We start from the raw sequence: 23,986 nt of genomic DNA, 5'->3' as shown, positions 1-23,986 counted from the left end.
CCGGCCACCTCTCCCGCACTACCCGCCCAGAGGAAGGAAACAGGAATGACCCACCCCGTAGTACTGGTGACCGGCGCGGCGTCGGGCATCGGCGAGGCGACGGCCCGGCTGTTCGCCGAGCGCGGCCATCGCGTGGTCGCCGTGGACGTCGACAAGGCGGGCCTGGACGCGCTCGCCGCCGTCGACGGCATCGCGACCCTGGCCGGTGACGTGTCGTCCGAGGAGACCAACCTCCGTGCGGTCGCCCTCGCCCAGGAGCGCTGGGGACGGCTGGACGCGGCGGTCCTCAACGCGGGCACGGGCGGCGGCGGTCCGCTGGAGGCCCCGGGCGCGGTCGAGCGCTTCGATCGCCTGTTCGAGATCAATGTGCGCAGTGTGGTGCTCGGGATCCGGGCCGCCGCACCGGCGCTGCGGGAGGCCGGCGGCGGGGCGATCGTCGCCACCTCCTCCGTCTCCGGCCTGCGCGGCGACCCGGGAACCTGGGCGTACAACGCGACCAAGGCCGCGGTGATCAACCTGGTCCGCGCCACCGCCATCGACTACGCGGCCCAGAACATCCGGATCAACGCGATCGCGCCCGGCGGCACGAAAACCGGTCTGACCGCAGGACAGGTCGCCGACCCGGAGTTCTCGGCCTTCATCACCCGCCGGATCCCGGCCCAGCGCTGGGCGGAGGCACGCGAACAGGCCGAGGTGGTCTGGTTCCTGGCCTCCCCGGCGGCCTCGTACGTCACCGGGGTCACCGTCCCCGTCGACGGCGGGCTGAGCGCCAACGGCGGCATCCTGCTCCCGCCGCCGGCGGCGCCGCCCCGCTGAACCGCGCCGACCCGCGCGCCCCACCACCACCGATTTTCCGTTCCGTCCCGTTTTTCCGTCCACCGAAGAGAGCGAGAAGCCATGAGCATCGAGGCGAACAAGGCCCTGGTCGAGCGGTACTACCACGAGCTGGTCACCGGGCAGCGGGTCGAGCTGCTGGAGGAGCTGGTCGCCGAGGACGCCGCCGACGAGACCCGGGTCGGCCCGGGCGGCAGCGGCACCCGGGCGGACTTCGAGGAGCACCTGCGCTGGCTGTGGCAGAACGTCCGCGACGTGAAGGCCACCGTGGAGGACCTGGTGGCCGAGGGGGACCGGGTGATCGCGTTCTGGCGGATCGAGGGCACCCACGTCGGGCCGATCTTCGGCGTGCCGGCCACCGGCCGGTCCTTCGTGGGCCACAGCATCAGCTGGCTGACGGTGCGGGACAACAAGGTCGTCCGTTACAACGTGCTCCCGGACCGCCTGGGCATCGTCCAGCAGCTGGCCCCGGCCATCGTCTGACCCGGCCACCTCCCCGGGCGGGCCCGGCCGTTTCCGCTTCCCCGCGGCCGGGCCCGCCGTCCGTTCCACCCGGCCACCACCACCCTCAGGAGACCGCCCATGACGACCGGCCCGACCCCGGCCGACGCCGAGGAGCTGCGCCAGCTGCTCGCCCGTTTCTCGCACGCCTTCGACAACGCCGACGCACCGGCGCTGGCCGGGGTGTTCGCCGAGGACGGGGTGATCGAACTCACCCGTACCGGCGCGGTGTTCACCGGCCTGGAGAAGATCCGGGTGTTCGCCCGCGACCTCGGCCCGGACCACCCGGACCACCAGACCCTGGACTCGGTGTTCACCGTCGACGAGGACGGCACCGTCCGCGGCCGCAGCCGCTACCTGGCGATCCTGCCGGACGGCAGCGTCCACAACGGCGACTACTTCGACGTCTACACCCGCACCCCGGACGGCTGGCGGATCGCCCACCGCCGCTCCGTGCCCCGCTACCCGCGCCAGCGCCACCACCGCGACTGATCCCCCGGTACCACCACCACCCGGCGGGTGCGCCCGGACGACGGTCCGGGCGCACCCGCCGGTCTGTGTCCGCCGGTCTGTGTCCGCCGGTCTGTGTCCGCCGGTCTGTGTCCGCCGGTCTGTGTCCGCCGGTCTGTGTCCGCCGGTCTGTGTCCGCCGGGCCTCACCGGGCCTCACCGGTGGTTACGTCCTAAGGGTGCGCTAGGGGTCCGGTAGGGGTTCGCCGCCCCCGGCCCGCCGATAGCTTCGCGGTATTCCTCCCAGCCACCCCTCGTACCCGACGGAGTCGCCAGCATGGCCATCACCGGGCCCCGGCCCCTTCCGCTGCTCGCCGCCCTCACTGCCGGGGCCCTGCTCCTGACGGGCTGCAGCTCCGGCACCGGCTCCGGTGCGCCCGCGACGGCCGGCGCGGGTGCCGGAATCGACGAGAAGCCGGTCCAGGGCGGCGCCCTGACCTACGCCACCGACGTCGAGCCGATCTCCTTCGACATCCACGTCAGCCAGCAGGACATCACCGGCGCCATCCAGCGCAACGTCTTCGACTCGCTCGTCCACCAGGACGACAAGGGCGAGTTCCAGCCCTGGCTGGCCAAGTCCTGGGAGATCGCGCCGGACCTCAAGAGCTACACCTTCCACCTGCGCGAGGACGTCAAGTTCACCGACGGCACGGTGTTCGACGCCGAGGCGGTCAAGGCCAACTTCGACCGGATCGTCGCCAAGGAGACCAAGTCCCAGTACGCGGCCAGCCTGCTCGGCCCCTACACCGGCACCGAGGTGGTCGACCCGCACACGGTCAAGGTGTCGTTCAGCGAGCCGTTCGCGCCCTTCCTCCAGGCCGCCAGCACCGCCTACCTCGGCTTCTACTCGCCCAAGGCCATCAAGGAGAACGGCGCCAAGCTCGGCGCCGGCGGCCCGGCCGACGTCGGCACCGGCCCGTTCGTGTTCACCGGCTACACCAAGGGCCAGAGCGCCGTCTTCACCCGCAACCCGGACTACAACTGGGCGCCGCCGAGCGCCAACCACCAGGGCCCGGCCTACCTGGAGAAGCTCACCATCCGCTTCCTCACCGAGGACTCGGTCCGGGTCGGCGCGCTCAGCAGCGGACAGGTCCAGGTCGCCGAGCCGATCCCGCCGGCCGACGTGCGCACCGTCCAGGGCGACCCGAAGCTGCGCACCATCGCCACCGACGCGCCCGGCGCCAACTACGCGCTGGTGCTCAACACCACCAAGGCGCCGCTGGACGACCCGAAGGTCCGCAAGGCCGTGCAGCGCGGCATCGACCTCGACACCGACATCCAGTCCGTCTACTTCGGCGTCTACAAGCGGGCCTGGAGCCCGATCGCGCCCAGCACCCCGTACTACGACAAGTCGCTCGAGAAGTCCTGGCCCTACGACAGGGCGGCCGCCGAGAAGGCGCTCGACGAGGCCGGCTGGACGGCCCGTGACGGCGAGGGCTACCGCACCAAGGACGGCAAGCGGCTCTCCCTGGAGTGGCCGCTGCCGCCCGCCGAGTACGTGCGCGAGCAGCGCGAGACCCTCGGCCAGGCGATCCAGGCCGACCTGAAGAAGATCGGCGTCGAGATCACCCGCCCCCGCCTCGACATCGGCACCTACATCGCCAACGTCTACGGCGGCAAGGAGCACATCGCCGACTACAGCTGGGCCCGCTTCGACCCGGACGTGCTGCGGCTCTACTTCAACAGCGCCAGCAAGCCCTCCACCGGCGGCCAGAACGCCACCTTCTACGAGGACGCCCAGCTCGACCAGTGGACCACCACCGGCAAGGGCACCTTCGACAAGGCCGTCCGCCAGGACGTCTACACCAAGACCCAGCAGCGCGCGATCGAGCTCGGCCTGATCGTCCCGCTGTACGTGCGCACCGCCGTCGTCGGCACCGCCGCCAAGGTCCGCGGGCTCACCGCCGACCCCAACACCTGGCTCGCCTTCCACGGTGCCTGGATCGCCAAGTGAGCACCGGAACCACCGGGTTCGCGGAGCCGGCGGTCACGCCGGCACCGGCCCGCGGCGGCGCCCCGCGCCTGCTGCGGGCCGCCGCGCGGCGGCTTCTCGGCGCGGCCGCCGTCCTGCTCGGCGCCGCCACCGTCGCCTTCGCCGCGCTCCAACTGGTCCCCGGGGACCCGGTCACCGTGATGCTCGGCCCCGGCACCGCCGCCACCCCCGAGGTCAAGGCCGCGATCCAGGAGCAGTACGGCCTGGACCGGCCGGTGCCCGTGCAGTACCTCACCTACCTCGGTCACCTGCTCACCGGCGACCTCGGCGAGTCCTACCAGCTGCAGCGCCCGGTCGCCGGCCTGATCGGCGAGCAGCTCGGCCCGACCGTCCAGCTCGGGGCGGCCGCGCTCGGCCTGGCCGTCCTGCTGGCCCTGATCGCGGCGGTCGGCACGGCCGGACGGCGGCCCGCCCTCCGCGCGCTCAGCTCGCTCGCCGAACTGCTCGCCGTCTCCAGCCCGTCCTACTGGATCGGGATCCTGCTGCTCACCGCGTTCTCCTTCCAGCTGCGGGTCTTCCCGGTCGCCGGGGACGACGGCTTCGCCGCGCTGGTCCTGCCCGCCGTGACACTGGCCCTGCCCGTCGCCGGGATGCTCGCACAGGTGCTGCGGGAGGGACTCGAGACGGCGCTCGGCAAGCCGTTCGTGCTCACCGCCCGTTCCCGGGGCGTGGGTTCGGCCGCCGTCGTGCTGCGGCACGGGCTTCGGCACGCGGCGGTGCCGGTGGTCACCCTCACCGGCTGGCTGACCGGATCGCTGCTCGGCGGGGCGGTGCTGGTCGAGTCCGTGTTCGGCCGGCCCGGCATCGGCGCGCTGACCCTCCAGGCGACCACCAACAAGGACCTGCCGCTGGTGATCGGGCTGGTGCTGCTCTCCGCGCTGGTCTTCGTGGTGATCTCCGCCCTCGTCGACCTGCTCTACCTCGTCATCGACCCACGGCTGAGGACCGACTGAACCGCCATGGCACACACCACTGTTGAACCGGCCCCCGGCGCCGACGCCGTGCTGCTCAAGGCGCCGCAGGCCCCGGCCGCGCCCGCCCGTCGACGGCCCCCGCTTACCCTCCTCCTCGCCCTGGCCGCACTCGCCCTGCTGCTGCTCGCCGCGCTCGCCCCCGGCCTGCTCAGCTCAGCCTCGCCCATCGAGACCCACCCGGTCGCGGCGCTCACCCCGCCCAGTGCCGAACACTGGTTCGGCACCGACCAGCTGGGCCGGGACCTGTTCGCCCGCGTCCTGCACGGCACCCGGCCCTCGCTGCTGCTCGGCCTCGGCGCCACCGCCTTCGCGATCACCGGCGGCACCCTGCTCGGCCTCGCCGCCGCGCTCGGCGGCCGCTGGGCGGACCAGGTGCTGATGCGCCTCGCCGACGTGCTGCTCTCGCTGCCGCCGATCCTGCTCGCCCTGCTCGCCGTGACCGTGCTCGGCACCGGCTCGCTCAACGTGATGCTGGCCATCGCGATCGCCTTCGTCCCCGGCTACGCCCGGATCGTGCGCGCCGAGACCCTGGTCGTCCGCCGCTCCGGGTACGTGGAGGCGGCAGTCGGACTAGGTCTGCCGCGCCCGCTGCTGATCGTCCGGCACGTGCTGCCGAACGCCGTCGGCCCGATGCTGGTGCTCGCCACCGTCGGCTTCGGCACCGCGCTGATCGCCGCCGCCGGGCTCAGCTTCCTCGGCCTCGGCCCGCAGCCGCCCAGCCCCGAGTGGGGCGCGATGCTCTCCCAGGGGCGGCGCTTCCTCGCCACCGCCTGGTGGGTCGGCGTCTTCCCCGGCGCCGCGATCACCGCGACGGCCCTGGTCGTCAACGTCCTCGGCCGCCGCGCCCAGGCCCGCTTCACCCGGAGGACCGACGCATGACGCGCCCCGCCGCCGCCTCGGACACCCCTGCCGTCCCTGAGCCCTCCCCGCCGCTGCTCGCCGTCGAGGGCCTCGACGTGGGCTTCGGCCCGGTGCGCGCCGTCCAGGACGTCTCCTTCACCCTCGACCGCGGCGAGTGCCTGGCCGTGGTCGGCGAGTCCGGCTCCGGCAAGAGCGTCACCGCCCGCACCCTGGTCGGCCTCACCGGCGCCGGCGGCCGCGTCCCCGCCACCGTCTCCGCCCGTCGCCTGGCCTTCGACGGCCTCGACCTCACCACCCTGACCGAGGCCCGGTGGCGGGAGGTGCGCGGGCGGCGGATCGGCCTGGTCCTCCAGGACGCCCTGGTCTCGCTCGACCCGCTGCGCACCGTCGGCGCCGAGATCGCCGAACCGCTGCGCGTCCACGGCCTCGCGCCCCGCGCCGAACTCCCCGCCCGCGTGCGCTCCCTGCTCGAACGCACCGGTGTCCCCGAACCGGAACGCCGCGCGGGCCAGTACGCGCACCAGCTCTCCGGCGGCCTGCGCCAGCGCGCGCTGATCGCCTCGGCGCTCGCCGCCGAACCGGACCTGCTGATCGCCGACGAGCCGACCACGGCCCTGGACGTCACCGTGCAGGCCCAGGTCCTCGACCTGCTCGACGAACTCCGCGGCCGGGGCACCGCCCTGCTGCTGATCAGCCACGACCTGTCGGTGGTCGGTCGGCTCGCGGACCGGGTGGCGGTGATGTTCGGCGGCCGGATCGTCGAGACCGGCCCCGCCGAACGCCTGCTCGCCGAACCGCGCCACCCCTACACCCGGGCCCTGCTCGCCGCCGTCCCCGGCGCCCGCACCCGGGGCACCCGGCTCGCCCCGGAACCGGCCGGGCGGCCTGCTCCCGCCCCCGGCGGCTGCCCCTACGCGGCCCGCTGCGCCGCGGCCGACGACACCTGCCGCAGCACCCTGCCGCCGGTCGACGCGCTCGGCTCGCGGTGCTGGCACCCGACCACGGCCGGTGCCTCGGTGCTCTCCGTCCGCGAGCCCGACCCGGCCCCGACCGCTGTCGACGGCCCCGACCGCGCCCCCCTCCTCGATGTCGACCGGATCTGCCGGTCCTTCGCCGGCCGCCCCGTCGTCCGCGACGTCTCCTTCCGGCTCCACGCGGGCGAAACGCTCGGCCTGGTCGGCGAGTCGGGCTCCGGCAAGACCACCACGGCCCGGATCGTGCTCGGCCTGGAACGCCCCGACACCGGCACCGTCCTCCTCGGCGGCCGTCCCTGGAGCGCGCTCACCGAACGCCGCCGCCGGGCCGACCGGCTGCGCATCCAGGCCGTCCAGCAGGACCCGCTCGGCTCCTTCGACCCGCGCTTCACCGTCGAACGCCTGGTCGCCGAGGCGGTCGCCCGCACCGGCGTCCCGCGCGGTCAGGAACGGCTGAAGCGCGTCACCGAACTGCTCGACCAGGTCGGCCTGCCCGCCACCCTGCTGGCCCGCCGTCCGACCGAACTCTCCGGCGGCCAGCGCCAACGCGTCGCCATCGCCCGGGCGCTGGCCCCGGCACCGGCCCTGCTGGTGTGCGACGAACCGGTGTCCGCGCTCGACCTCTCGGTGCAGGCGCAGATCCTCGACCTGCTCGCCGACCTGCGTCGCGAGCTGGGCCTCGCCCTGCTGTTCATCTCGCACGACCTCGGCGTGGTCCAGCACCTCGCCGACCGGGTCGCGGTGATGAAGGACGGCCGCCTCGTCGAGACCGCCACCGTCGACCGGCTCTTCGCCGAGCCCGAAGACCCTTACACCCGCCGGCTGCTGGCCGCCACCGCGCCGGTCGGGGCCGGCCGGTGAACGGGCCGAACCTGCTCGCCGTCGCCGACCTGCACGTGAGCCACGCCGGGAACCGTGCCGTGCTCGACGCCCTCCGCCCGGCCACCGACGAGGACTGGCTGATCGTGGCGGGCGACGTCGCCGAACGCTTCGACGAGATCGGCGCCGCCCTCGAACTCCTCGCCGCCCGCTTCGCCCGGGTGATCTGGGCGCCGGGCAACCACGAACTCTGGACCCTCCCGGACGACCCGGTCCGGCTGCGCGGCGACGCCCGCTATCGGGCGCTGGTCGAACTCTGCCGGGGGATCGGCGTGTTGACCCCGGAGGACCCGTACGCGCTGTGGCCGGGACCGGACGGTCCGGTCGCCGTAGCGCCGCTGTTCCTGCTGTACGACTACACCTTCCGCCCGCGCGGCACCACGACGAAGGACGCCGCGCTGGCCGCCGCGCACGCCGCCGGAGTGGTCTGCACCGACGAACTCTTCCTCCACGCCGACCCGTTCCCGGACCGGGAGAGCTGGTGCCAGGCCAGGGTGGCGGTCACCGAACGCCGCCTGGCCGCGCTCGATCCGGCGCTGCCCACGGTGCTGGTCAACCACTTCCCGCTCCGGCGGGAGGAGACGTATTTGTTGCGCCACCCGGAGTTCGCGCTGTGGTGCGGCACCGAGCAGACCGCCGACTGGCACCGCCGGTTCAACGCTGCGGCGGTGGTGTACGGGCATCTGCACATCCCACGCACCGTCCGGGCGGACGGCGTCCCGTTCCACGAGGTGTCGCTCGGGTATCCGCACGAGTGGTCCCGCCGGGGCGGCGTGCCGACGCCGCTGCGCCGAATTCTCCCCGCTCCGGCTCCTGTTCGTGCTGAACGCCCGTTGGTCGGCCCCGCAGTGCGGCTCTGACAACAGTGGGCCCCCGACCGGGAGTACGGTCGGGGGCCCGCGGCGCGTTCGGGTCAGACGGCGCCGAACTCGCCCGCCTGCACAGCGGCGACGAAGGCCCTCCAGGCGTCGGAGGGGAAGAGCAGAGAGGGGCCCTGAGGGTCCTTGGAGTCGCGAACTGGCATCACACCGGTGTAGCCATCGGCAACCTCGATGCACCCGCCCCCACCGTTGCTGTGCGAACTCTTGCGCCAACTGGCGCCTGACAGATCAACGTGCATGGCGTTCAAGTTCCTTCCGTACCTCATGAATCATGGTCAGGCTGTCCGCCCGGGGAAGTGCGTCCACCTGGAGGCGATCGTACTTTCTTGCCCAGCCCGCGACGGCTTCGGCATCCTGCTCCAGGTAGCCCCGTTGAAGTGTTTCGGTGTAGCCGACCATTGCACGGTTCGGGAGAGTCAGGAGGGTGACCGCGTGCGAGAGGGGGCGTTCCTCGCCCAGGTTGTACGGAGCGATCTGCAGGACGACGTTCGGTCGGGTCGACAGCTCCGCCAGGTAGGTGAGTTGCCGCATCATGACAGCAACGCCGCCGATGGGACGCCGTAGGACGCCTTCGTCCAGCACGGCATGGACAGTCAGGGTTCGCTCCAACAACTTCTGCCGCACAGCGAGGACTCGCAGGCGCTCATCCGCCTGGGCACGAGTGGCCTCGCCTCGGCGGACGATGGCAGCCTCGTAGGCAGACGAGTAGTCCGGGTGCTGAAGGACGCCCGGCACCATGCCTGTCTCGAAGAGCCGTATGCAGATCGCTTCGCGCTCCTTGGTGGTGTACTCCGGGAATCCCGGGATCAGAGCTCCGTTCTTCCAGCTCCACCACAGCAGCTCCAGTGCTCCACCGGCTGCCAGGGCTTCGTCGGCCCGCTGGACGAACTTTAAGCTGGGGGCCTGTTTCGCTGTCTCCACGTTCGAGATGTAGACGCTCGAGTATCGAACTAGCTCGCCGAGTTCGACCTGCGTCAGTCCTCGAGCCTCCCGCAATCGTCGAAGTTGAACGGCGAAGGCGGCAAGCGGAGATGATGTCGGGTCAAGTGTGATGCGCTTCAAGATCGCCCCACTTAAAGCAGTGTGAACTAGAGAGTTGAAGTCCTTCCGATCGTAGCCTCTCCAGCTCCACCATGGATACGGGTCGTAGTGATCCCAATGCACAGCGCAACCACTGGAGCCCCCCATGCCCGTCTACACCCCTGCCGTCGGCGAGGTCGTCCGTGACCTCGCGCACCGCGACACCTCCGGCAAGCCCCTCGAAGCCGTGTACATGGACACCCTCGCCGGGCTTGTCTACCTCCGCCACGAGGCCGGCGGCTGCGAGTGGACCACCAAGCCCGCCCACGTCCAGGCCCTCCCCAACCCCCGCTTCCTCACCGTCCAGCACCCCAGCCGGCCCCGCACCTCCGACCCGGCGTGAACCGCTCCACCAAACTCGTCCTCGCCGCCCTCGGCGTCCCCGCCCTCAGCGCCCTCGCGGCCACCCTCGTCTGCTGGCCCATCCGCCACGGACCCCTCGCACCCCGACTCCTCATCTTCGGCCTGATCCTCGCCACCGGCATCAGCGCCGGACTCCCCGCCTGCCTTACCTGGCTCACCCCCGACAAGCCGGACGACTGATCACCCCAGGAGCCCCACCGTGCCGCACCACCACGCCCTCGTCCTCAACCGCGACGGCGCCGTCCTCCTGATCGCGACCACCCGCACCCCGGGCCTCACTCTCCCCGGCGGCCCCGCCGAGACCGACGAACTCCCCCACCACGCCGCCCGCCGCCACACCGAGACCCAGACCGGCCTCGTCCTCCCCCTCCTGCGCATCCTCGCCACCGACCACACCGACACCCACCCCCAGGCCCTCCACCTCGTCCACTGGGGCGGCCGCCTCAATCCCGCCCAGGAATCCACCACCGCCCGCCACCGACCCCCGCACACCGTCACCGGCGTCCACTGGGTCCACCACACCCGCCTCGCCGACGCCATGCACCCCGACCACCACCGCCGCACCGCCCACGCCCTCGACGCCCTCACCCGAGGCACCCACCTCCCCCTCCTCCTCCGCGGCACCCCCGCCGAATAGCCCGGGCGCCGGTGCGTGCTGCGGGGAGTGGGAAGTCGGTGCGGCCGACTTCCCGCTCCGAGCCCAGCTCCGTGGAACTGGGCCCAATACGTCGGCTCCCGACCGGGAAGCCGGTCGGGAACCGACGCCGAACCCTCCCACCCGCATGCCTACGACGGAGAGCCGGTGGGCTCTCGGTGCCCGTATCGCGGCGCCCCGTTCGAGGTGCGGTGGACGGGTTCGCCCCGCAGGTCGGCACGAGTGCGGGGGAGTGGGAAGTCGACGGCATCGACTTCCCACTCGGTGATCGCCTACCCAACTGGCCTGCGGCCACCGGCCCGCGACCACCGGCCTTCTGGGCACCTCGGAAGCCGTTCGGCCTGTCGGCCGTCGCCGGGAGGAGCTCGCCGAGCAGGCTCGGGACCAGAACTGGTCCCACGAGGAGTATCCGGGGTCCCTGCCGCAGCTGCAGGTGTCCGACCGAGAGTCCGAGGGCACCACGATACGGATCCGCACCGCACATTCTCCGCAGGTGAAGAGGCTGGACGATTTCGATCCCGACCACTTGCCCTCGCAACGAGGTGGGCCGCCCCTACCGGACCCGCCGACGACGCGAGCTCCCGGCGAAGGAGAAACGGTGCGGCCGAGCATCGTCAGGGGACATCAGGCGAACCGGTAGTAGACGACATCAGCGAGATCCGCACGGTCGAATGTGGAGGCGTTGGTGAGGTGACTGTCGAACGGGCCCACCTTCGACACCGAGGCACCCCGGCGGAAGACGATCTGGAGGCCGTGCTCGGGCTCCCAAGCACACTCGCACTCCACGGAGACATATACCTGCCGGTCGCCGTGGGCGTCCTCCCGCTGGACCGACACCTCACCAGCTCCGAGCCTGACATGCGACCAGACGTCGTCCGGGCCGGCGATGGCCACGAAGTCCTCATCGCCGCCCACCTCGGCCTTCACGTCCAAGTAGTACTGGAAGACCGGCTCTGATGCGGACCTCAGAGCCGACTCGTCCAGCCCCAGAAACGCGCTGATGGCCGACTCGAAGTCGACCTTCGCGTCGTCGTCGTCATAGCCGGAGACCACGAACCGGCACTGGGCGTCCCCGAAGACGGGGACGGGAAGCGGCGTACTCACGTAGTCGCCGAAGTCCGCATCGAGGGTTACGGGGCCGAGGCCGGGGATCTCCATGTGTGCACCCTACGGCTGGCAACGAGAGCCCTGAACTTACTACCCCGGGAGCAGTTCTGCGGGGCTGGTGGGCGGTCAATCCTGCGAGAGCGCCGCCACCTCTGTCTGCTTCGTTGTGGCGGGCCACCCGGTGGCCCGCCACAACGAGGTCGGACCGGAGGTCCGTGACCCGGAGTGGGAAGTCGGTTCCGTCGACTTCCCACTCCGGCGTTGCGGCCTATGTGGTGGGCCGGACTCTGTCGGGGACCCTGGCTGTCCGCCCTGGCCGTGCGTTTCCTCTACAGTCCCCCAGCCGTCGCCGCCGTCCCGTTCGTGGCGACCGGTGCCGAAGCCCTGACGGAACGCCTCTGCTCAAAAGCATCGGGAGCGGCGAACAGGTCCTGGAGGGTCTGGGTCGCCAGGTTGAGCAGCCAGGTGTGGGCGGGGTCGTCGTCGTAGCGCTGGTGCCAGAGCAGATAGAGCTGTACGGGAGGCAGCTCGAACGGCAACGGCAGCACGGTGAGGCCCAGTTGCTCGCGGGCCGAGCGGGTGACCGCTTCGGGGACGGTGACCACGACGTCGGTGTCGCGGGCGAGTTGCAGCGCGGTGTCCGTCGCGGGGGCGGCGACGACGACACGGCGCTCGTGGCCGAGGGCGGCGACGACATCGTCGACCCGGTCGCGCAGCTCTCCGCGCCGGGAGACGGTCACGTGATCGGCGGCCGCGTACCTCTCGACGGTCACCGGCCCTTCGGTGAGCGGATGCCCCGCCCGGAGGGCGAGGATGATCCTGTCCTGGCCGATGAGGCGGTGCCGGATGTCGGGCTGGGGCGGTGGTCCCGCACTGGAGGCCACATCGACCTCGCCGCGACGCAGCTCGGGGCTGTCGTGGCCCGGCTCGACCGTGAGGCGTATTCGCACCTTCGGCGCCTGGCGGTGCACCGCGGCGACGAGGGCGCTCCCGCAGGCGGTGGTCAGGGCGTCGTGCAAGCGGACGGTGAACACCCGCTCCAGCCCCGCCAGGTCGAGGTCCGTACGGGCGGACAGCAACTGGTGGGCCTGCTGGACCAGGACATGGACCTCCGTGCGCATCGCCAGTGCACGGGGGGTGGGTGTCATGTGGCGTCCCGTGCGCACCAGGATCTGGTCACCGGTGGCTTTGCGGATCCGCCCCAGCGAGCGGCTCATCGCCGGCGCCGTGACGTGGAGCCGGTCCGCGGCTCCGGCCACGCTGCCCTCCTCCAGCAGCGCGTCCAGGGCCGTGAGCAGGTTCAGGTCCAGTTGCATGCCGGTCACTATACGAGTGAGAAACATGCACTTGACTCGGTCGGCCCGATGTCGTAGGCGGTGGCGGCGGGACGGGCGCTGGTGCGGAAGGCCCCGCGGTTCCGGTCGGCCGTCCGACCCTTCGTGGTGCAATGTCGTTCATGGCAACACTTCTCGATGTGGCACAGAGGTTCCGTTCCCTGCACGTACCAGGTGTGCCGTTGGTCCTGCCCAACGCGTGGGACGGTGCTTCCGCCCGGACAGTCGCGGCCGCGGGTGCCGCTGCGATCGCGACCACGAGTGCCGGGGTCGCCTGGTCGCTCGGGTGCGGCGACGGCGGGCACATGACCCGCGACCAGGCGCTCGGCGCGATCGCGCGGATCACAGCCGTCGTCGACGTTCCGGTCACGGCCGACATCGAACGCGGCTACGCGACCGATGCGCCCGGCGTGGCCGAGACCGTCCGGGGCGTGCTCGCCGCCGGAGCCGTGGGCATCAACCTGGAAGACACCCTGCGCCCGGTCGCCGAGCAGGTCGAACGCATCTCGGCTGCCCGCCGCGCCGCGGACGAGACCGGCGTCCCGCTGTTCATCAACGCCCGCATCGACACGCACCGCCTGCCGCCCGGTGACCGCACGGCCTGGCTGGACGAAACCCTGACCCGCGCCCGTGCCTACGCGACGGCCGGCGCGGACGGCATCTTCGTCCTCGGCGCACCGGACGCCGCGACGGTCAGGACGCTCGTGAGCTCCCAGCCCCTCCCGGTGAACGTTCTGGCCGGCCCCGGCACGCTCCCGGTGTCCGAACTCGCGAAGGCGGGAGCCGCCCGGGTCAGCGCGGGGTCCTTCATCGCCGAGGCGGCGTACGGCCTGGTCCGCCGGGCGGCTCGCGAACTTCTGGAGACGGGTACGACGAGCACGCTGGAGGGCGGATTCGACTACGCCACCCTCAACGCGCTGCTCCTGGCCGAGTCGTCGGACTGAGACGCGGTCAAGAGCGCGGCCACGGGGGGCGGTCGGCCGTAGGCCCGACCTCGGTGCGGCGCCCGTAGGTCTGCGTGCCGAAGCCCGTGGGTCGGCCCTCCACCGCTGCCTCGCCACCGGTGGTCGGCCCGCCGGCGGTCACGCAGCAGTCGCATGATCCGCAGGGCAGGGCAGGGAGTGGGAAGTCGGTGTCGGCGACTTCCCACTCCCTGCCCTGCCGCAGTCGTGGCCGGCCTGTGGCGGCACGGAGGAACAGCCGTCCGGCCTCGACGCGTCGCCCTGGCAGGCCGCAGCGGCCGGGTCGCGGCACTAACCTGCGGTGGTGACCGGAACCGAGCTGGATGAATTGATCGTTGCTGACGGCGCTGCGCTGCGCGCGTGGCTGCTGGACAACCACACGGCCTCTCCCGGCGTCTGGCTCGCTCTGACCAGGAAGGGCGGCCGCGTCACCGCGCTGACCTGGCAGCAGGCGGTCGACGAGGCACTGTGCTTCGGCTGGATCGACGGGCAGGCCCGCAAGCGCGACGAGGAGAGTTCCTGGAGGCGCTTCACCCCGCGCCGGGCCCGCAGCGTCTGGTCCCGGCGCAACGTCGCCAACGTGGCCCGGTTGGAGGCGGCCGGTCTGATGCTGCCTGCCGGCCGCGCCGCGGTGGACGCCGCGAAGGCCGACGGGAGGTGGGCGGCCGCCTACGCGCCGTCGTCGGAGGCGGAGGTGCCGGCCGACCTGCTGGCCGCGATCGCCGCCGACCCGGCGGCGCAGGCGATGTTCGAGGTGCTCACCAGGACCAACCGGTTCGCCCTCATCAACCGGGTCGACGCCGTCAAGCAGGCCGGGACACGCACCCGGAAGATCGCCGAGTGCGTGGCGATGCTGGCCCGGCACGAGACGTTCCACCCGCAGCGGGCCAGGCCGGAGGGCTCCCCGACGGCGTGACCGGGCGACGGTGCGTCCGCTGCGGGTCGGTCCGGCCGCGCGGTGCGGGAAGGCCGTCACCGCCTACGTGCCACCGTCGTCGTCGCGTCGTGGCGCCACCGCGGCAGCCTGCTCAGTCGTCGAACCACACGACGAGCCGCACGTTGTCGTCACCGTACCGTGCGGCGAGTTCCGTCATGGCGTCCCAGGCGGGTTGCCACTGGCCGGTCTCGCTGATGGCGTCCCTCCGGCGGACGGTGACGGATCTGTAGAGGATGTCCCCGACGAGCCACTCACTTCCCTCGGGCCACTCCCGGACCTCGCCCGGCCGTAGCCCCACGGCCTCGGCCAAGGACGGGCTGAAGCCGGATTTGCCGGTGAGTGCGAGCCCCTCCGGGGTCCGGCGGAATTCGTGGAGCCTGGCGTCGGGCTTCTCCGCGGGTTCGTCCCAGTCGACCGCCTTCACCTCGGCCCACGTGATCCACGTGGTGCCGTGGAAGCCACTCTCGCCGTACCACTCGGTCAGTTGCGCGAACCGTGCGCTCACCCCGGCCGAAGCGTCGGCGGGCAGGCCCCGGCCCGCCGCCAAGGGGCGGAAGTTCGCGTAGTTGCGGACCCCGAAGAGGCAGCCGAACGCGTCGTAGTCGCGACCCACGCTGAGGGAGTGGAGGTCGTGCGAGGCGTGCCAGACGGGCTCCTGATCGTCCTGCGGCGCCCGGTATTCGAGGTAGCCGGTGATGTCTGTCCCCATGGCAGGCATTCTGCCCACCGCGTCAACAGGTTTCGTCTGCCCCCGGACCGACAGCCTGCGCGTCCGTGAGCTGTGCCGCCCGGAGAGCCGGCGGACGGCACCGGTCCGGGCGAACGCTTCTCCTCCCCCTCCTCCTCCTCCTCGGCAGGCCTCGTGCCTTCCCGGCCGGGACCGGCGCCACCCACCTCGGCCCGCAGGCCGGTCGGGGTCCGGAGGAGTGGGAAGTCGGTGTCGCCGACTTCCCACTCCCCCCGTGTGACCGGTATCACTCCGAAAGGAAAACCCGCAGGCCCGGCCGCCCGTCTACCAGGTGTGAGACGCGCAAGAGCGGCAGCACCGCCGCAGGAACTGGACGAGGAGCAGCTGCTCCGACGGGTGGCCCGGGGGGACCGGGTCGCCTTCGAGGAGCTGTACCGGCGCACGTCGCCGTGGCTGGCGGTGCGGCTGCGGCGGCGCTGCGCCGACGAGCAGATGGTCGCCGAGGTGATGCAGGAGACCTATCTCGCGGTATGGCGGGCGGCGGGCTCCTTCACCGGGAGCGTCGAAGGCGGCTCGGCCGTCGGCTGGCTGTGGACGATCGCGGCCCGCCGCCTGGTCGACGCGTTCCGGCGCCGGGCCCACCACGCCGAGCCGCCCTTGGCCGCCGCCCCGCACCCGGTGGCGCCCGCCGCCGAGGACGAGGCGCTGCTCGCCACCGTCGGCGGCGACGTCGGGGACGCGCTGGGCCGCCTCGCGCCCGAACTCAGGGACGTGCTGCGGGCCATGGTGCTCGACGGACTGTCCGTCCGGGAGACGGCCGTCGTCCTCGGACTGCCCGAGGGCACGGTCAAGACCCGTGCCCGCCGGGCCCGGACCGCGATGCGGGAGGCACTGGCATGACCGTCGAACACCCCTCGGACCGGCTGCTCGTCGGCTACGTGGGCGACGGCGCCCCCCTCGCCGCCGACGAGCTGTGGGCCGTCGAAGCCCATCTCGAGACCTGCCCGGCCTGCCGGGACCGGCTGTCGGCCGCCGTCGGCACCGCGGTGCCCGCCGTTGCGGCGCTCACCGCCGCCGTCTGGTCGGAGCTGGAACCGCAGCTGGCCGTGGCCGCCCCCGCACCCCCGCGCCGCCTCGCGGCCCGGCTGGCCACCTGGACGACGCCCGCCATGGCGCCGTGGCTGGCCATGGTGCTGGTCGTCACCGCGCTCGCGCTGCTGCTGGACCGGGTGAACCCGGAGCCGGGGCCGGACCGGGTCTCCCTGCTGCTGGTACTGGCCCCCGTGCTGCCGGTCGGCGGGGTCGCGGCCGCCTGGTCGCGCGGCCTCGACCCGGCGTACGAGCTGACCGCCGCCACCCCGCGCGCCGGACTGCCGCTGCTGCTGCGGCGCACCGCCGCCGTGCTCGCCGTGGTGCTGCCCGCGCTGCTGCTGGGCGGCTGGGCGACGGGCGTGACGGCGGCGCAGTGGCTGCTGCCCTGCCTGGCGTTCACCTCGACGACGCTGGCGCTCGGCGCCCTGGTCGGGGTGACCCGGGCCGCCCTCGTGGTGGCCGTCGGCTGGCTCGCGGTGGTGGTGGCGCCGACCCTGGCCGCCGGCCGGACCGCCGCCGTGCTGGGGGCGGACGGCCTGCCGGTCTGGGGCCCGGTGCTCGCACTCGGCGTGGCGGTGCTGGCCGCCCGGCGCGGCGCCTGGACGGCGCCGGGCGAGCACGGCTGACCCGTCCCACGTCACCCCCCACCCCACCGCCTCGTACAGACAGGAGGACGCGCACCATGCGTGCCGTCACCAGGGCCGAACTGGCCCCCACCACCTACGCCCACGAGATCCGGGCGACCGGACTCCGGGTCCGGGCCGGCCGCAGACGCCTCGCCGTCGACGGGCTCGACCTGTCCCTCGGCACCGGTGTGCACGGTCTGCTCGGCCCCAACGGGGCGGGCAAGACCACCCTCGTCCGGGCCCTGGCCACCGTGCTGCGCCCCGCCGGCGGCGAGCTGGAACTGCTCGGCGAGACCGTCCGCGGGCCGGGCGAGTACCGCGCGCTGCGCCGCCGGATCGGCTACCTGCCGCAGGAGTTCGGCTACTACAAGCGGTTCACCGTCCGCGAGTTCGTCGAGTACATGGCCTGGCTGAAGGAGGTCCCGTCGGCGGAGATCCCGGCCGCCACCCAGCGCGCCGTGGAGCGGGTCGGCCTCGCCGACCGCGCCGACGACCGGATGAAGGCCCTGTCCGGCGGCATGGTGCGGCGGGCGGGCATCGCCCAGGCGATCGTCAACGACCCGGCGGTCCTGCTGCTGGACGAACCGACCGTCGGCCTGGACCCGGCGCAGCGGCTGCGGTTGCGCGAACTGCTCCAGGAACTGGGCACGGAGGCCTGCGTGGTGGTCTCCACCCACCTGGTGGAGGACGTCGCGGCCGCGTGCACCGACGTGCTGCTGCTCGCCGAGGGCCGGCTGGTCTTCCACGGCACCCCGGACGCGCTGGCCGCGGCGGGCGGGCCCGAGCACGAGGGGGACAGTCCACTGGAACGCGGCTACTCGGCCCTGCTGGTCGATCCGGCGCGACGGACGCGAGGTGCCTGGTGAGCCCGGTGAACCTCCCCGCCCGGTCGGCCCGCCGACTCCTGCGCACCGAACTGCGCCGCTCCGTCGCCCCCTGGGCCGGTGCGGCGGTCCTGACGGCCGCGCTCGCGTTCCTCTCCCTCGTCCCCGGGCCGTGGGCCTCGGGCACCACCCGGTGGACGGCGCAGTGGACCTCGATGGCGCTGTGGACCCGTCACCTGCTGGTGTTCCTGTGGCCGCTGGCCCTGGGGCTCGGCGCGCTCCAGGGGCTGCGCGACCACCGCTCGCGGACCGCCGAACTGCTCGCCGGAACCCCGAGGCCGGCCCGGCAACGGGCGCTCGCCCAGGCCGGCCCGATCGTCCTCGCGCTCGTGACCGGGTACGGGCTGCTGCTGCTCGTGGGCGGGGTACGGGTGCTCACCGGCGACACTCGGTTCAGCTCGGCGGGCTGGCTGCCGATCTCGCTGGTCGGGGCGCTCGCGCTCGCCGCCGGGTCGGTGCTGGGCATGGGCGTCGCCCGGGCCCTGCCCTCCGTGCTCACCCCGCCGGTGCTGGCCGTCGGCGGGTTCCTGCTCACCAGCGTGCTCCGGCCGACCACGGACGCGGCGATCCCGACCTCCGCCGTGCCCAACCGGCTCTCGCTGCTCTCCCCGGTCACGGCGCCCGTCCGCGACACGCTGCTCACCGTCGCCGCCCCCGTCCATCTCGGGCAGGCCCTGTGGCTGCTCGGCATGGCGGTGACCGGCCTGGCGCTGCTCGCCGCCGCCACCCGCCGCGCCCGGCTGCTCGCCCTCGCCCCGCTGCTGGCGGGCTGTGCGCTGGCCCTGGCCGTGTTCCCGGCCGCTCCCCGGGACACCTACGTGGTCGACCGGGCCGCGGCCGACCTGGTGTGCGACGGGCCGGTGTGCGTGACGGCGTTGCGGCAGTCGCGGCTCGACGAGCTGGCCGGTACCGGCCGGGAGGCCCTGCGGCTGCTGCGGGACGCGCTCGGCGACCGCGCTCCCACCACGATCGCCGAGGCCAGGGAGCCGCGCGGCCTCGGCGACCCGCCGGAGCGGATGGCGGACTCGGTGCTGCTGGACTTCGACGATCCGGTGATCGGCGACGCCGTCGACGGGCAGCTGACCAGGGCCCTGGTCGCGCAGGGCATCGCGCCGGTCTGCCGGCCGCGCAGCGCCGTCGAGAGCGGCACCGTGGACGACGCCGCCGCCCAGAGTGTCGCCGCGGCCTGGGTGTTCGGGGACCTCCGTCCGCTCGACGGCACCATGCACCGGCCCGGCGACCAACTGGAGCTGGCCGCCCCCGTCTGGGAGCGCTTCCGTGCCCTGCCGGAGGCGGAGCAGCGGCGCCGGATGCTCGCCCTGCACGAGGCCGCGGTCGGCTGCACGGGCGACCCGCTCGCCGCCCTGACGGGGGTGCCGACCCGATGAGGTGGCCGACCCGATGAGGTGGCCGACCCGATGAGGTGGCCGACCTGATGCGGTGCCGAAGCGATGAAGTGGCTGATCCGATGAAGTGGCTGATCCGATGGGGTGGTTGACGCGATGAGGTGGTTGACGCGATGAGGTGGCTGACGCTGTACGCGCGCTCGCGGCAGGTGCCGGCCGCGCTCGCCGCCCTGCTGGCCGGGGCCCTGGCGGTGTCCGCCCTGGCCCGGGCCGTCGGCGGGGCGGACGACCCGCGGCTGTCCGTAGTGGTCCTCGTGGCCGGGGCGACGGCGTTGGCCGTCGGCCTCGCCGGGCCGGACCTCGGGCTGGACCGCACGGCCGCGGTCCGCTGGCCGCCCCGCCGGGCCGCGCACCTGCTCGGCGGCGCGGTGCTCGCGGCGGTGGTGCTGCTGGCGACGCGGGCGGGCACCGGCCTGTCGACCGACCTCGCCCTCGTGGCCCGGGACAGCGCCGGGCTGACCGGGCTGGCCGCGCTCGGCGCGGCCTGGTGCGGCCGCTCCTGCGCGTGGCTGCCGCCGTTCGCGTGGCTCGCGCTCGCCTTCGTCCTCCCGCCCGGGCCGGGGACCCTCGCCCAGGTGCTGACCTGGCCGCTGCTGCCGCCCGGCACGCCCGTCGCCACCTGGGCCGCGCTGGTGGCGGCCGCCGTCGGCACCGCCGTGTACGCGCTGGGCGGGCCGAGGCGCTGATCCGGTGTCGACGGCGGGCCGAAACGTGCTTGCCGTCCGGCCGAGGATCACATTGGGTGGGCGTCATGACCGATCTGCACACCGACCGTCTCCTGATCCGCCGCTGGCGGGAGTCCGACCTCGAACCCTGGGCGGCGATGAACGCCGACCCCGAGGTCCGGCAGCACCTGGGCGAGCCGCTCAGCCGGGCGCGCAGCGACGAGTCCGTGGCGCGCTTCGAGGCCGCCATCGACCGGCGCGGTTACGGCTGGTGGGCGGTCGAGGTCCGGGAGACCGACGAGTTCGTCGGATTCGCCGGACTGGACGACGTCGACTACGAGGCGCCGTTCACCGGTGTGGAGATCGGCTGGCGGCTCGCCCGTTCCGCCTGGGGCCACGGCTACGCCACCGAGGCCGCCCGTGCCGTCCTCGCCTTCGGCTTCGACACCCTGGAGCTCCCGGAGATCCTCGCCGTCACCACCGCGACCAACCTCCGCTCCCAGGCGGTGATGACCCGGCTCGGCATGACCCGCGACCCGGCGTGTGACTTCGACGACCTCGACGCGCCCGAGGGGCCGCTGCGCCCCAATGTCCTCTTCCGGCTGGCCCGGCCGGTCACGTCCTGACCCGCCTGCCGCAGCCTCACCGGCCCGCCGGTCGGGTGACCGGCGGGCCGTGACGGCGCGTCCCCGCGGCGCCGTCAGGAGGAGTCGTCCGTCTGAACCGTCCGTATGAACCGTCAGTACGAGCCCGACTCCAGCTCGGCCACCACGCCCGGCCGGTCCGGCTTCCAGCCGAGCGCGGTGCGGGCGGCGGCGCCGCCGACGCTCTGGTCGAGGGCGAGCGCGTCCGCGAACAGCGGGCCGAACACCTCGGCGGCCTGCGCGACCGGCACGGCCTTCGGGTCGCCGGCCGCACCGGCCGCCCGGCCGGCGGCCCGGGCGATCTCCCGCACCGGGACGGCCGACTCGCCCACGCCGTGCCAGACGGTCCCGGCCCCGGCCCGCTCGACCGCCGCGAGGAACAGCTCGGCCAGGTCGTCGACGTGCACGGTCGGCCAGCGCACGCCCTCCTCGCCGTAGTACTCGGGCGTCCCCTGGGTGCGGGCCCGGTCGACCAGGATCGCGGGGATGCCGCCGCCGCGCCCGTACACGATGCCGGGCCGGACGACGACCGCGCGCACGCCCTCGGCGGCCTCGTCGAGCACCCGCCGCTCGATCCGGGGGCGGTGGCCGACGATGTCGATCGGGTCGACCGGGGCCTCCTCGCCGACCTCCTGGGCCTGCCCGGTGGCGCCGAGCACCCAGACGCCGCTGGTGTAGACGAACGGGCGGCCGGTGCCGCGCAGCGGGGCGGCGAGCGCCTCGACGACGGCGGTGTCGACCTCGGCGTCGCCGCTCGGCGGGGCGAGGTGGATCACGGCCTCGATGTCGGGGGTCACCGCCCCGGCCAGCGAGGCCGGGTCGGCGGTGTCGCCGACCAGCTGGGCGTGCCAGCCGCGGCCGGGCTGCGGCTCGGCGCCGCGGGTGAGCGCGACGACCTGGTGGCCGGCGGCGGTGAGGTGCTCGGTGAGGGCGGAGCCGATGTAGCCCGTGGCACCCGTGAGCAGGACCTTCATGACAATCCCCCTGTGTCGAACATTTCGATGTCGAAACTATAGGGGGCCTTGATCCGCGATGTCAAACACTTCCATGTCGAAATGTTAGACTCCGACGCATGACGGACGCGACGGAACAGCAGCCGCAGTACGACGGTGTCGACCGCATCACCGCCCAGTGGCACGCGGTCCGCCCCGACCTCGACACCTCGCCCATGGCCGTGATCGGCCGCCTCTCCCGCGCCTCCCGGCTGCTGGAACGCGGCATCAAGGAGAACCTCGCCGCCCACGGCGTGGAGCCCTGGGAGTTCGACGTCCTGGCCACCCTGCTCCGCTCCGGCCCGCCGAACGTCCTCACCGCCGGCGAACTCAGCGCCGCCGCGATGGTCAGCTCCGCCGCGCTCACCAACCGCATCGACCACCTCGTCGAGAAAGGCCTGGTGGACCGGGCCGTCGACCCCGCCCACCGCCGCCGGGTCCTGATCTCCCTGACCGACACCGGCCGCGACCTCACCGACCGCCTCGTCGAGCACCACCTCGCCGGCGAGGAGCGCCAGCTCGCCGGCCTCACCACCGCCGAACGCGAGCAGCTCACCGACCTGCTCCGCCGTGTCCTCCTCACCCTCGGCGACCACGCCGACGATCCGCACTGAACGCGGGGACGGCCCCGGGGGGCCTTGACTCTCGGGTGGCACGAGACGGCATAGTCGGGGCCGTGGACAGGAGAAACCTGCTGCCGATCGGGCAGTTCTCGCAGGCCAGCGGCCTCTCGGTGACCGCGCTCCGGCACTACGACGCCAGTGGCCGATCGGCAGCTGGGCTCGATCGGCGGTCAGGTGCTCCGGGGCTGTTGCTTCGGGCTGCGGGACGCGGGGAGTGCGCAGGCGGTCGCGGCGGTGAGGGATCCGGCGCAGAGCAGGTAGAGGGCGGCCGTTCGTACGGTCCAGGGCGGTGCGTCGGGGACGGGGCCGAAGGCGGGGCGGACCTCGTGGCGGGGGTCGTAGGTGAAGAGCACCGGGCGGCCGACCTCGAGGCGTTTGTCGCGGGGGTCGGTCTCCAGGGTCCAGCGGGTCCCGTCGGGTGCGCGGGCGGTGAGGTAGTAGCTGCGGCCGGGCAGGGGACCACCGCTGTCGTCGCCCTTGCTCCACTGCCGCTCCACGACGCCGGTGACCGCCACCCCGCGCTCGTGCCTCACCTGCACGTCGGTCCAGCCAGGGGTGACCACGCCGTAGACGGACGCTCCCAGCAGCACAGCGGTCCCGGCGGCCGCCATGACGCCCCGTGGGACGGACTCCCGATCGGAGCCGTAGGAGAGGACTGCGCCGTGGACCACCAGGGCGGCCACTCCGATGACCGTCATGGCCAGATAGAACAGTTCGTCGGCGGTGTACCGGAAGACCGCGGCCGTCACCCACGAGCCGGCCACCACAGCGGCGACCGGAGCCACGGCCGCGATCACGAACCGCCCCAGGGCCTGCAGAGCGGGACGAGCCCGGCGCCCCCACGTACCCCCCATGGCACACAGCGTGCCCCTCGGAGGTTCGGCCGACAAGGCCTCCGACACGAGCGGACCGAACCGGCAGCCGTCACCGCCGCCCACCGGCCCCTGCCCCTTGCGTGGACGCCCGACCCGCCAACCTCACTCAACCCGGTTACGAACCGGACATCGACTTGCGCATCGCTTTCCGGGAGCCGTCCCGGCGATCGCGGCGAATGCGCAGAATCCTGTCCTTGAGGCTCATCACGATGCCGACGGCGAGGACGAGGTTCGGCAGTAGGGCCGTCAGGCACTGGGTCACTGTGGTGATCGGGAGATGCGCGCGGAAGGATGCGTAGGCACCCACGTCGGGAAGGAGCGCGGCACCCACCAGCCCACTGGTGAAAGCCCTGTTCGGCCAGGGCTTCCGTGGTTCCCGCGCTCCCCACCGCTCGAGCGCGGGCAGGAGGCACGCCAGAAGGATCAGTCCCGCCTCGACTGCGGCCACGGGAAGGGCTGTGAGAAGGTCGACGACCGGCTTCTGCATCCGACCATCGTGTTCCCGGATCTCCGGTCCTGTCCTGAGTACGGGTACTCAGGACAGGACGACCCCGATCGCCCCCGTGGCGGGCGTCGAAGTACTGGACGTACTTGGACGATTCGGCAGTGCGTCCAGGTGGGGGTACCTCCCGGCCGAAGGCTGGGGG

At 73.3% G+C, this 23,986-nt stretch carries 28 protein-coding genes; 20 read left to right on the top strand and 8 right to left on the bottom strand.

Features of this window, described 5'->3' with window-relative positions:
* The first annotated feature begins 45 nt into the window (after positions 1–45).
* From ACIPYS_RS05885 to ACIPYS_RS05850, 8 genes are all read left to right on the top strand, one after another.
* On the top strand, positions 46–816 hold the full coding sequence (locus ACIPYS_RS05885) for an SDR family NAD(P)-dependent oxidoreductase (RefSeq protein ID WP_093863261.1): 771 nt from the start codon (positions 46–48) through the stop codon (positions 814–816).
* Positions 817–897: 81 nt separating this feature from the next.
* On the top strand, positions 898–1,317 hold the full coding sequence (locus ACIPYS_RS05880) for an ester cyclase (RefSeq protein WP_030398551.1): 420 nt from the start codon (positions 898–900) through the stop codon (positions 1,315–1,317).
* Between the two features lie 99 nt (positions 1,318–1,416).
* Positions 1,417–1,827: a nuclear transport factor 2 family protein gene (locus ACIPYS_RS05875; RefSeq protein ID WP_093863262.1), complete on the top strand. Its 411-nt coding sequence runs from the start codon at positions 1,417–1,419 to the stop codon at positions 1,825–1,827.
* 294 nt (positions 1,828–2,121) lie between these two features.
* A complete protein-coding gene (locus ACIPYS_RS05870) occupies positions 2,122–3,798 on the top strand; it encodes an ABC transporter substrate-binding protein (RefSeq protein ID WP_400743619.1) in 1,677 nt (558 codons plus the stop codon).
* Complete coding sequence (locus ACIPYS_RS05865) at positions 3,795–4,790, top strand: ABC transporter permease (RefSeq protein ID WP_400743616.1); 996 nt, start codon at positions 3,795–3,797, stop codon at positions 4,788–4,790. The genes ACIPYS_RS05870 and ACIPYS_RS05865 overlap by 4 nt, the downstream gene beginning before the upstream one ends.
* Before the next feature lie 6 nt (positions 4,791–4,796).
* Positions 4,797–5,690 (top strand): ABC transporter permease, encoded by an 894-nt coding sequence (locus tag ACIPYS_RS05860; RefSeq protein WP_400743613.1) that lies wholly within the window; start codon positions 4,797–4,799, stop codon positions 5,688–5,690.
* Positions 5,687–7,507: a dipeptide ABC transporter ATP-binding protein gene (locus ACIPYS_RS05855; protein ID WP_400743610.1), complete on the top strand. Its 1,821-nt coding sequence runs from the start codon at positions 5,687–5,689 to the stop codon at positions 7,505–7,507. The genes ACIPYS_RS05860 and ACIPYS_RS05855 overlap by 4 nt, the downstream gene beginning before the upstream one ends.
* Complete coding sequence (locus ACIPYS_RS05850) at positions 7,504–8,385, top strand: metallophosphoesterase (RefSeq protein ID WP_093863266.1); 882 nt, start codon at positions 7,504–7,506, stop codon at positions 8,383–8,385. Before ACIPYS_RS05855 ends, ACIPYS_RS05850 begins: the two co-directional genes overlap by 4 nt.
* A 53-nt stretch (positions 8,386–8,438) precedes the next feature.
* On the opposite strand, the gene ACIPYS_RS05845 is transcribed toward ACIPYS_RS05850, so the two are convergent.
* Entirely contained in the window at positions 8,439–8,645 is a 207-nt protein-coding gene (locus ACIPYS_RS05845; protein ID WP_400743606.1) for a DUF397 domain-containing protein, read from the bottom strand.
* Entirely contained in the window at positions 8,635–9,468 is an 834-nt protein-coding gene (locus ACIPYS_RS05840) for a helix-turn-helix domain-containing protein (RefSeq protein ID WP_400743603.1), read from the bottom strand. The genes ACIPYS_RS05845 and ACIPYS_RS05840 overlap by 11 nt, the downstream gene beginning before the upstream one ends.
* Positions 9,469–9,592: 124 nt before the next feature.
* Here ACIPYS_RS05840 and ACIPYS_RS05835 point away from each other — a divergent pair, with 124 nt between their 5' ends.
* The 3 genes from ACIPYS_RS05835 to ACIPYS_RS05825 are packed head-to-tail and all read left to right on the top strand — an operon-like array spanning position 9,593 to position 10,486.
* Complete coding sequence (locus tag ACIPYS_RS05835; protein ID WP_400743600.1) at positions 9,593–9,829, top strand: hypothetical protein; 237 nt, start codon at positions 9,593–9,595, stop codon at positions 9,827–9,829.
* Positions 9,826–10,029 (top strand): hypothetical protein, encoded by a 204-nt coding sequence (locus ACIPYS_RS05830; protein ID WP_400743597.1) that lies wholly within the window; start codon positions 9,826–9,828, stop codon positions 10,027–10,029. Before ACIPYS_RS05835 ends, ACIPYS_RS05830 begins: the two co-directional genes overlap by 4 nt.
* Positions 10,030–10,048: 19 nt before the next feature.
* Entirely contained in the window at positions 10,049–10,486 is a 438-nt protein-coding gene (locus ACIPYS_RS05825) for an NUDIX domain-containing protein (RefSeq protein WP_400743590.1), read from the top strand.
* A 642-nt stretch (positions 10,487–11,128) separates the two neighbouring features.
* On the opposite strand, the gene ACIPYS_RS05820 is transcribed toward ACIPYS_RS05825, so the two are convergent.
* Together ACIPYS_RS05820 and ACIPYS_RS05815 are read right to left on the bottom strand one after the other, a co-directional pair.
* Positions 11,129–11,662, bottom strand: a complete 534-nt coding sequence (locus tag ACIPYS_RS05820; protein WP_400743587.1) for a DUF6985 domain-containing protein — start codon at positions 11,660–11,662, stop codon at positions 11,129–11,131.
* Between the two features lie 278 nt (positions 11,663–11,940).
* Positions 11,941–12,927 carry a LysR family transcriptional regulator gene (locus tag ACIPYS_RS05815; RefSeq protein ID WP_400743584.1) on the bottom strand — a complete coding sequence of 329 codons (987 nt, stop codon included), beginning with the start codon at positions 12,925–12,927 and terminating at the stop codon, positions 11,941–11,943.
* Positions 12,928–13,058: 131 nt separating this feature from the next.
* Between ACIPYS_RS05815 and ACIPYS_RS05810 the strand changes: the two genes are divergently transcribed.
* Positions 13,059–13,889, top strand: coding sequence for an isocitrate lyase/phosphoenolpyruvate mutase family protein (locus tag ACIPYS_RS05810; protein WP_400743581.1), 831 nt, complete (start codon positions 13,059–13,061; stop codon positions 13,887–13,889).
* A 319-nt stretch (positions 13,890–14,208) separates the two neighbouring features.
* Positions 14,209–14,823, top strand: a complete 615-nt coding sequence (locus ACIPYS_RS05805; protein WP_400743578.1) for a YdeI family protein — start codon at positions 14,209–14,211, stop codon at positions 14,821–14,823.
* Between the two features lie 112 nt (positions 14,824–14,935).
* On the opposite strand, the gene ACIPYS_RS05800 is transcribed toward ACIPYS_RS05805, so the two are convergent.
* Entirely contained in the window at positions 14,936–15,553 is a 618-nt protein-coding gene (locus ACIPYS_RS05800; RefSeq protein WP_400743575.1) for a hypothetical protein, read from the bottom strand.
* A 375-nt stretch (positions 15,554–15,928) separates the two neighbouring features.
* Between ACIPYS_RS05800 and ACIPYS_RS05795 the strand changes: the two genes are divergently transcribed.
* The 6 genes from ACIPYS_RS05795 (at position 15,929) to ACIPYS_RS05770 (ending at position 20,831) form a co-directional block, all read left to right on the top strand.
* Positions 15,929–16,432 carry an RNA polymerase sigma factor gene (locus ACIPYS_RS05795; RefSeq protein ID WP_400743989.1) on the top strand — a complete coding sequence of 168 codons (504 nt, stop codon included), beginning with the start codon at positions 15,929–15,931 and terminating at the stop codon, positions 16,430–16,432.
* Positions 16,429–17,250 carry a zf-HC2 domain-containing protein gene (locus ACIPYS_RS05790; protein WP_400743572.1) on the top strand — a complete coding sequence of 274 codons (822 nt, stop codon included), beginning with the start codon at positions 16,429–16,431 and terminating at the stop codon, positions 17,248–17,250. Before ACIPYS_RS05795 ends, ACIPYS_RS05790 begins: the two co-directional genes overlap by 4 nt.
* A gap of 56 nt (positions 17,251–17,306) precedes the next feature.
* Positions 17,307–18,116 carry an ATP-binding cassette domain-containing protein gene (locus ACIPYS_RS05785; protein ID WP_400743569.1) on the top strand — a complete coding sequence of 270 codons (810 nt, stop codon included), beginning with the start codon at positions 17,307–17,309 and terminating at the stop codon, positions 18,114–18,116.
* Complete coding sequence (locus tag ACIPYS_RS05780; protein ID WP_400743566.1) at positions 18,113–19,522, top strand: hypothetical protein; 1,410 nt, start codon at positions 18,113–18,115, stop codon at positions 19,520–19,522. The genes ACIPYS_RS05785 and ACIPYS_RS05780 overlap by 4 nt, the downstream gene beginning before the upstream one ends.
* A gap of 131 nt (positions 19,523–19,653) precedes the next feature.
* Positions 19,654–20,226 carry a hypothetical protein gene (locus ACIPYS_RS05775; protein ID WP_093863276.1) on the top strand — a complete coding sequence of 191 codons (573 nt, stop codon included), beginning with the start codon at positions 19,654–19,656 and terminating at the stop codon, positions 20,224–20,226.
* Between the two features lie 65 nt (positions 20,227–20,291).
* Positions 20,292–20,831: a GNAT family N-acetyltransferase gene (locus ACIPYS_RS05770; RefSeq protein WP_093863277.1), complete on the top strand. Its 540-nt coding sequence runs from the start codon at positions 20,292–20,294 to the stop codon at positions 20,829–20,831.
* A gap of 113 nt (positions 20,832–20,944) precedes the next feature.
* Here ACIPYS_RS05770 and ACIPYS_RS05765 read toward each other — a convergent pair whose 3' ends face one another.
* Positions 20,945–21,823, bottom strand: coding sequence for an NAD-dependent epimerase/dehydratase family protein (locus ACIPYS_RS05765; RefSeq protein WP_400743562.1), 879 nt, complete (start codon positions 21,821–21,823; stop codon positions 20,945–20,947).
* Between the two features lie 98 nt (positions 21,824–21,921).
* On the opposite strand from ACIPYS_RS05765, the gene ACIPYS_RS05760 reads away from it, so the two are divergent.
* Positions 21,922–22,455 carry a MarR family winged helix-turn-helix transcriptional regulator gene (locus ACIPYS_RS05760; RefSeq protein WP_400743559.1) on the top strand — a complete coding sequence of 178 codons (534 nt, stop codon included), beginning with the start codon at positions 21,922–21,924 and terminating at the stop codon, positions 22,453–22,455.
* A 179-nt stretch (positions 22,456–22,634) separates the two neighbouring features.
* Here the strand turns inward: ACIPYS_RS05760 and ACIPYS_RS05755 are convergent, their stop codons facing one another.
* Entirely contained in the window at positions 22,635–23,318 is a 684-nt protein-coding gene (locus ACIPYS_RS05755; RefSeq protein WP_400743557.1) for a hypothetical protein, read from the bottom strand.
* 136 nt (positions 23,319–23,454) lie between these two features.
* Positions 23,455–23,826 (bottom strand): hypothetical protein, encoded by a 372-nt coding sequence (locus ACIPYS_RS05750; RefSeq protein ID WP_400743554.1) that lies wholly within the window; start codon positions 23,824–23,826, stop codon positions 23,455–23,457.
* Positions 23,827–23,986: the final 160 nt, after the last annotated feature.

The organism is Kitasatospora sp. NPDC089913, from assembly GCF_044748625.1.
Taxonomy (GTDB): domain Bacteria; phylum Actinomycetota; class Actinomycetes; order Streptomycetales; family Streptomycetaceae; genus Kitasatospora.
This window is presented reverse-complemented; position numbering and strand designations above follow the sequence as displayed.

Bases quoted from the DNA above. Each gene is read 5' to 3' on its own strand.
- ACIPYS_RS05885 (WP_093863261.1), top strand. From the start codon at position 46: ATGACCCACCCCGTAGTACTGGTGACCGGCGCGGCGTCGGGCATCGGC.
- ACIPYS_RS05880 (WP_030398551.1), top strand. From the start codon at position 898: ATGAGCATCGAGGCGAACAAGGCCCTGGTCGAGCGGTACTACCACGAG.
- ACIPYS_RS05875 (WP_093863262.1), top strand. From the start codon at position 1,417: ATGACGACCGGCCCGACCCCGGCCGACGCCGAGGAGCTGCGCCAGCTG.
- ACIPYS_RS05870 (WP_400743619.1), top strand. From the start codon at position 2,122: ATGGCCATCACCGGGCCCCGGCCCCTTCCGCTGCTCGCCGCCCTCACT.
- ACIPYS_RS05860 (WP_400743613.1), top strand. From the start codon at position 4,797: ATGGCACACACCACTGTTGAACCGGCCCCCGGCGCCGACGCCGTGCTG.
- ACIPYS_RS05855 (WP_400743610.1), top strand. From the start codon at position 5,687: ATGACGCGCCCCGCCGCCGCCTCGGACACCCCTGCCGTCCCTGAGCCC.
- ACIPYS_RS05845 (WP_400743606.1), bottom strand. From the start codon at position 8,645: ATGCACGTTGATCTGTCAGGCGCCAGTTGGCGCAAGAGTTCGCACAGC.
- ACIPYS_RS05835 (WP_400743600.1), top strand. From the start codon at position 9,593: ATGCCCGTCTACACCCCTGCCGTCGGCGAGGTCGTCCGTGACCTCGCG.
- ACIPYS_RS05820 (WP_400743587.1), bottom strand. From the start codon at position 11,662: ATGGAGATCCCCGGCCTCGGCCCCGTAACCCTCGATGCGGACTTCGGC.
- ACIPYS_RS05815 (WP_400743584.1), bottom strand. From the start codon at position 12,927: ATGCAACTGGACCTGAACCTGCTCACGGCCCTGGACGCGCTGCTGGAG.
- ACIPYS_RS05810 (WP_400743581.1), top strand. From the start codon at position 13,059: ATGTCGTTCATGGCAACACTTCTCGATGTGGCACAGAGGTTCCGTTCC.
- ACIPYS_RS05800 (WP_400743575.1), bottom strand. From the start codon at position 15,553: ATGGGGACAGACATCACCGGCTACCTCGAATACCGGGCGCCGCAGGAC.
- ACIPYS_RS05790 (WP_400743572.1), top strand. From the start codon at position 16,429: ATGACCGTCGAACACCCCTCGGACCGGCTGCTCGTCGGCTACGTGGGC.
- ACIPYS_RS05785 (WP_400743569.1), top strand. From the start codon at position 17,307: ATGCGTGCCGTCACCAGGGCCGAACTGGCCCCCACCACCTACGCCCAC.
- ACIPYS_RS05775 (WP_093863276.1), top strand. From the start codon at position 19,654: ATGAGGTGGCTGACGCTGTACGCGCGCTCGCGGCAGGTGCCGGCCGCG.
- ACIPYS_RS05770 (WP_093863277.1), top strand. From the start codon at position 20,292: ATGACCGATCTGCACACCGACCGTCTCCTGATCCGCCGCTGGCGGGAG.
- ACIPYS_RS05765 (WP_400743562.1), bottom strand. From the start codon at position 21,823: ATGAAGGTCCTGCTCACGGGTGCCACGGGCTACATCGGCTCCGCCCTC.
- ACIPYS_RS05760 (WP_400743559.1), top strand. From the start codon at position 21,922: ATGACGGACGCGACGGAACAGCAGCCGCAGTACGACGGTGTCGACCGC.
- ACIPYS_RS05755 (WP_400743557.1), bottom strand. From the start codon at position 23,318: ATGGGGGGTACGTGGGGGCGCCGGGCTCGTCCCGCTCTGCAGGCCCTG.
- ACIPYS_RS05750 (WP_400743554.1), bottom strand. From the start codon at position 23,826: ATGCAGAAGCCGGTCGTCGACCTTCTCACAGCCCTTCCCGTGGCCGCA.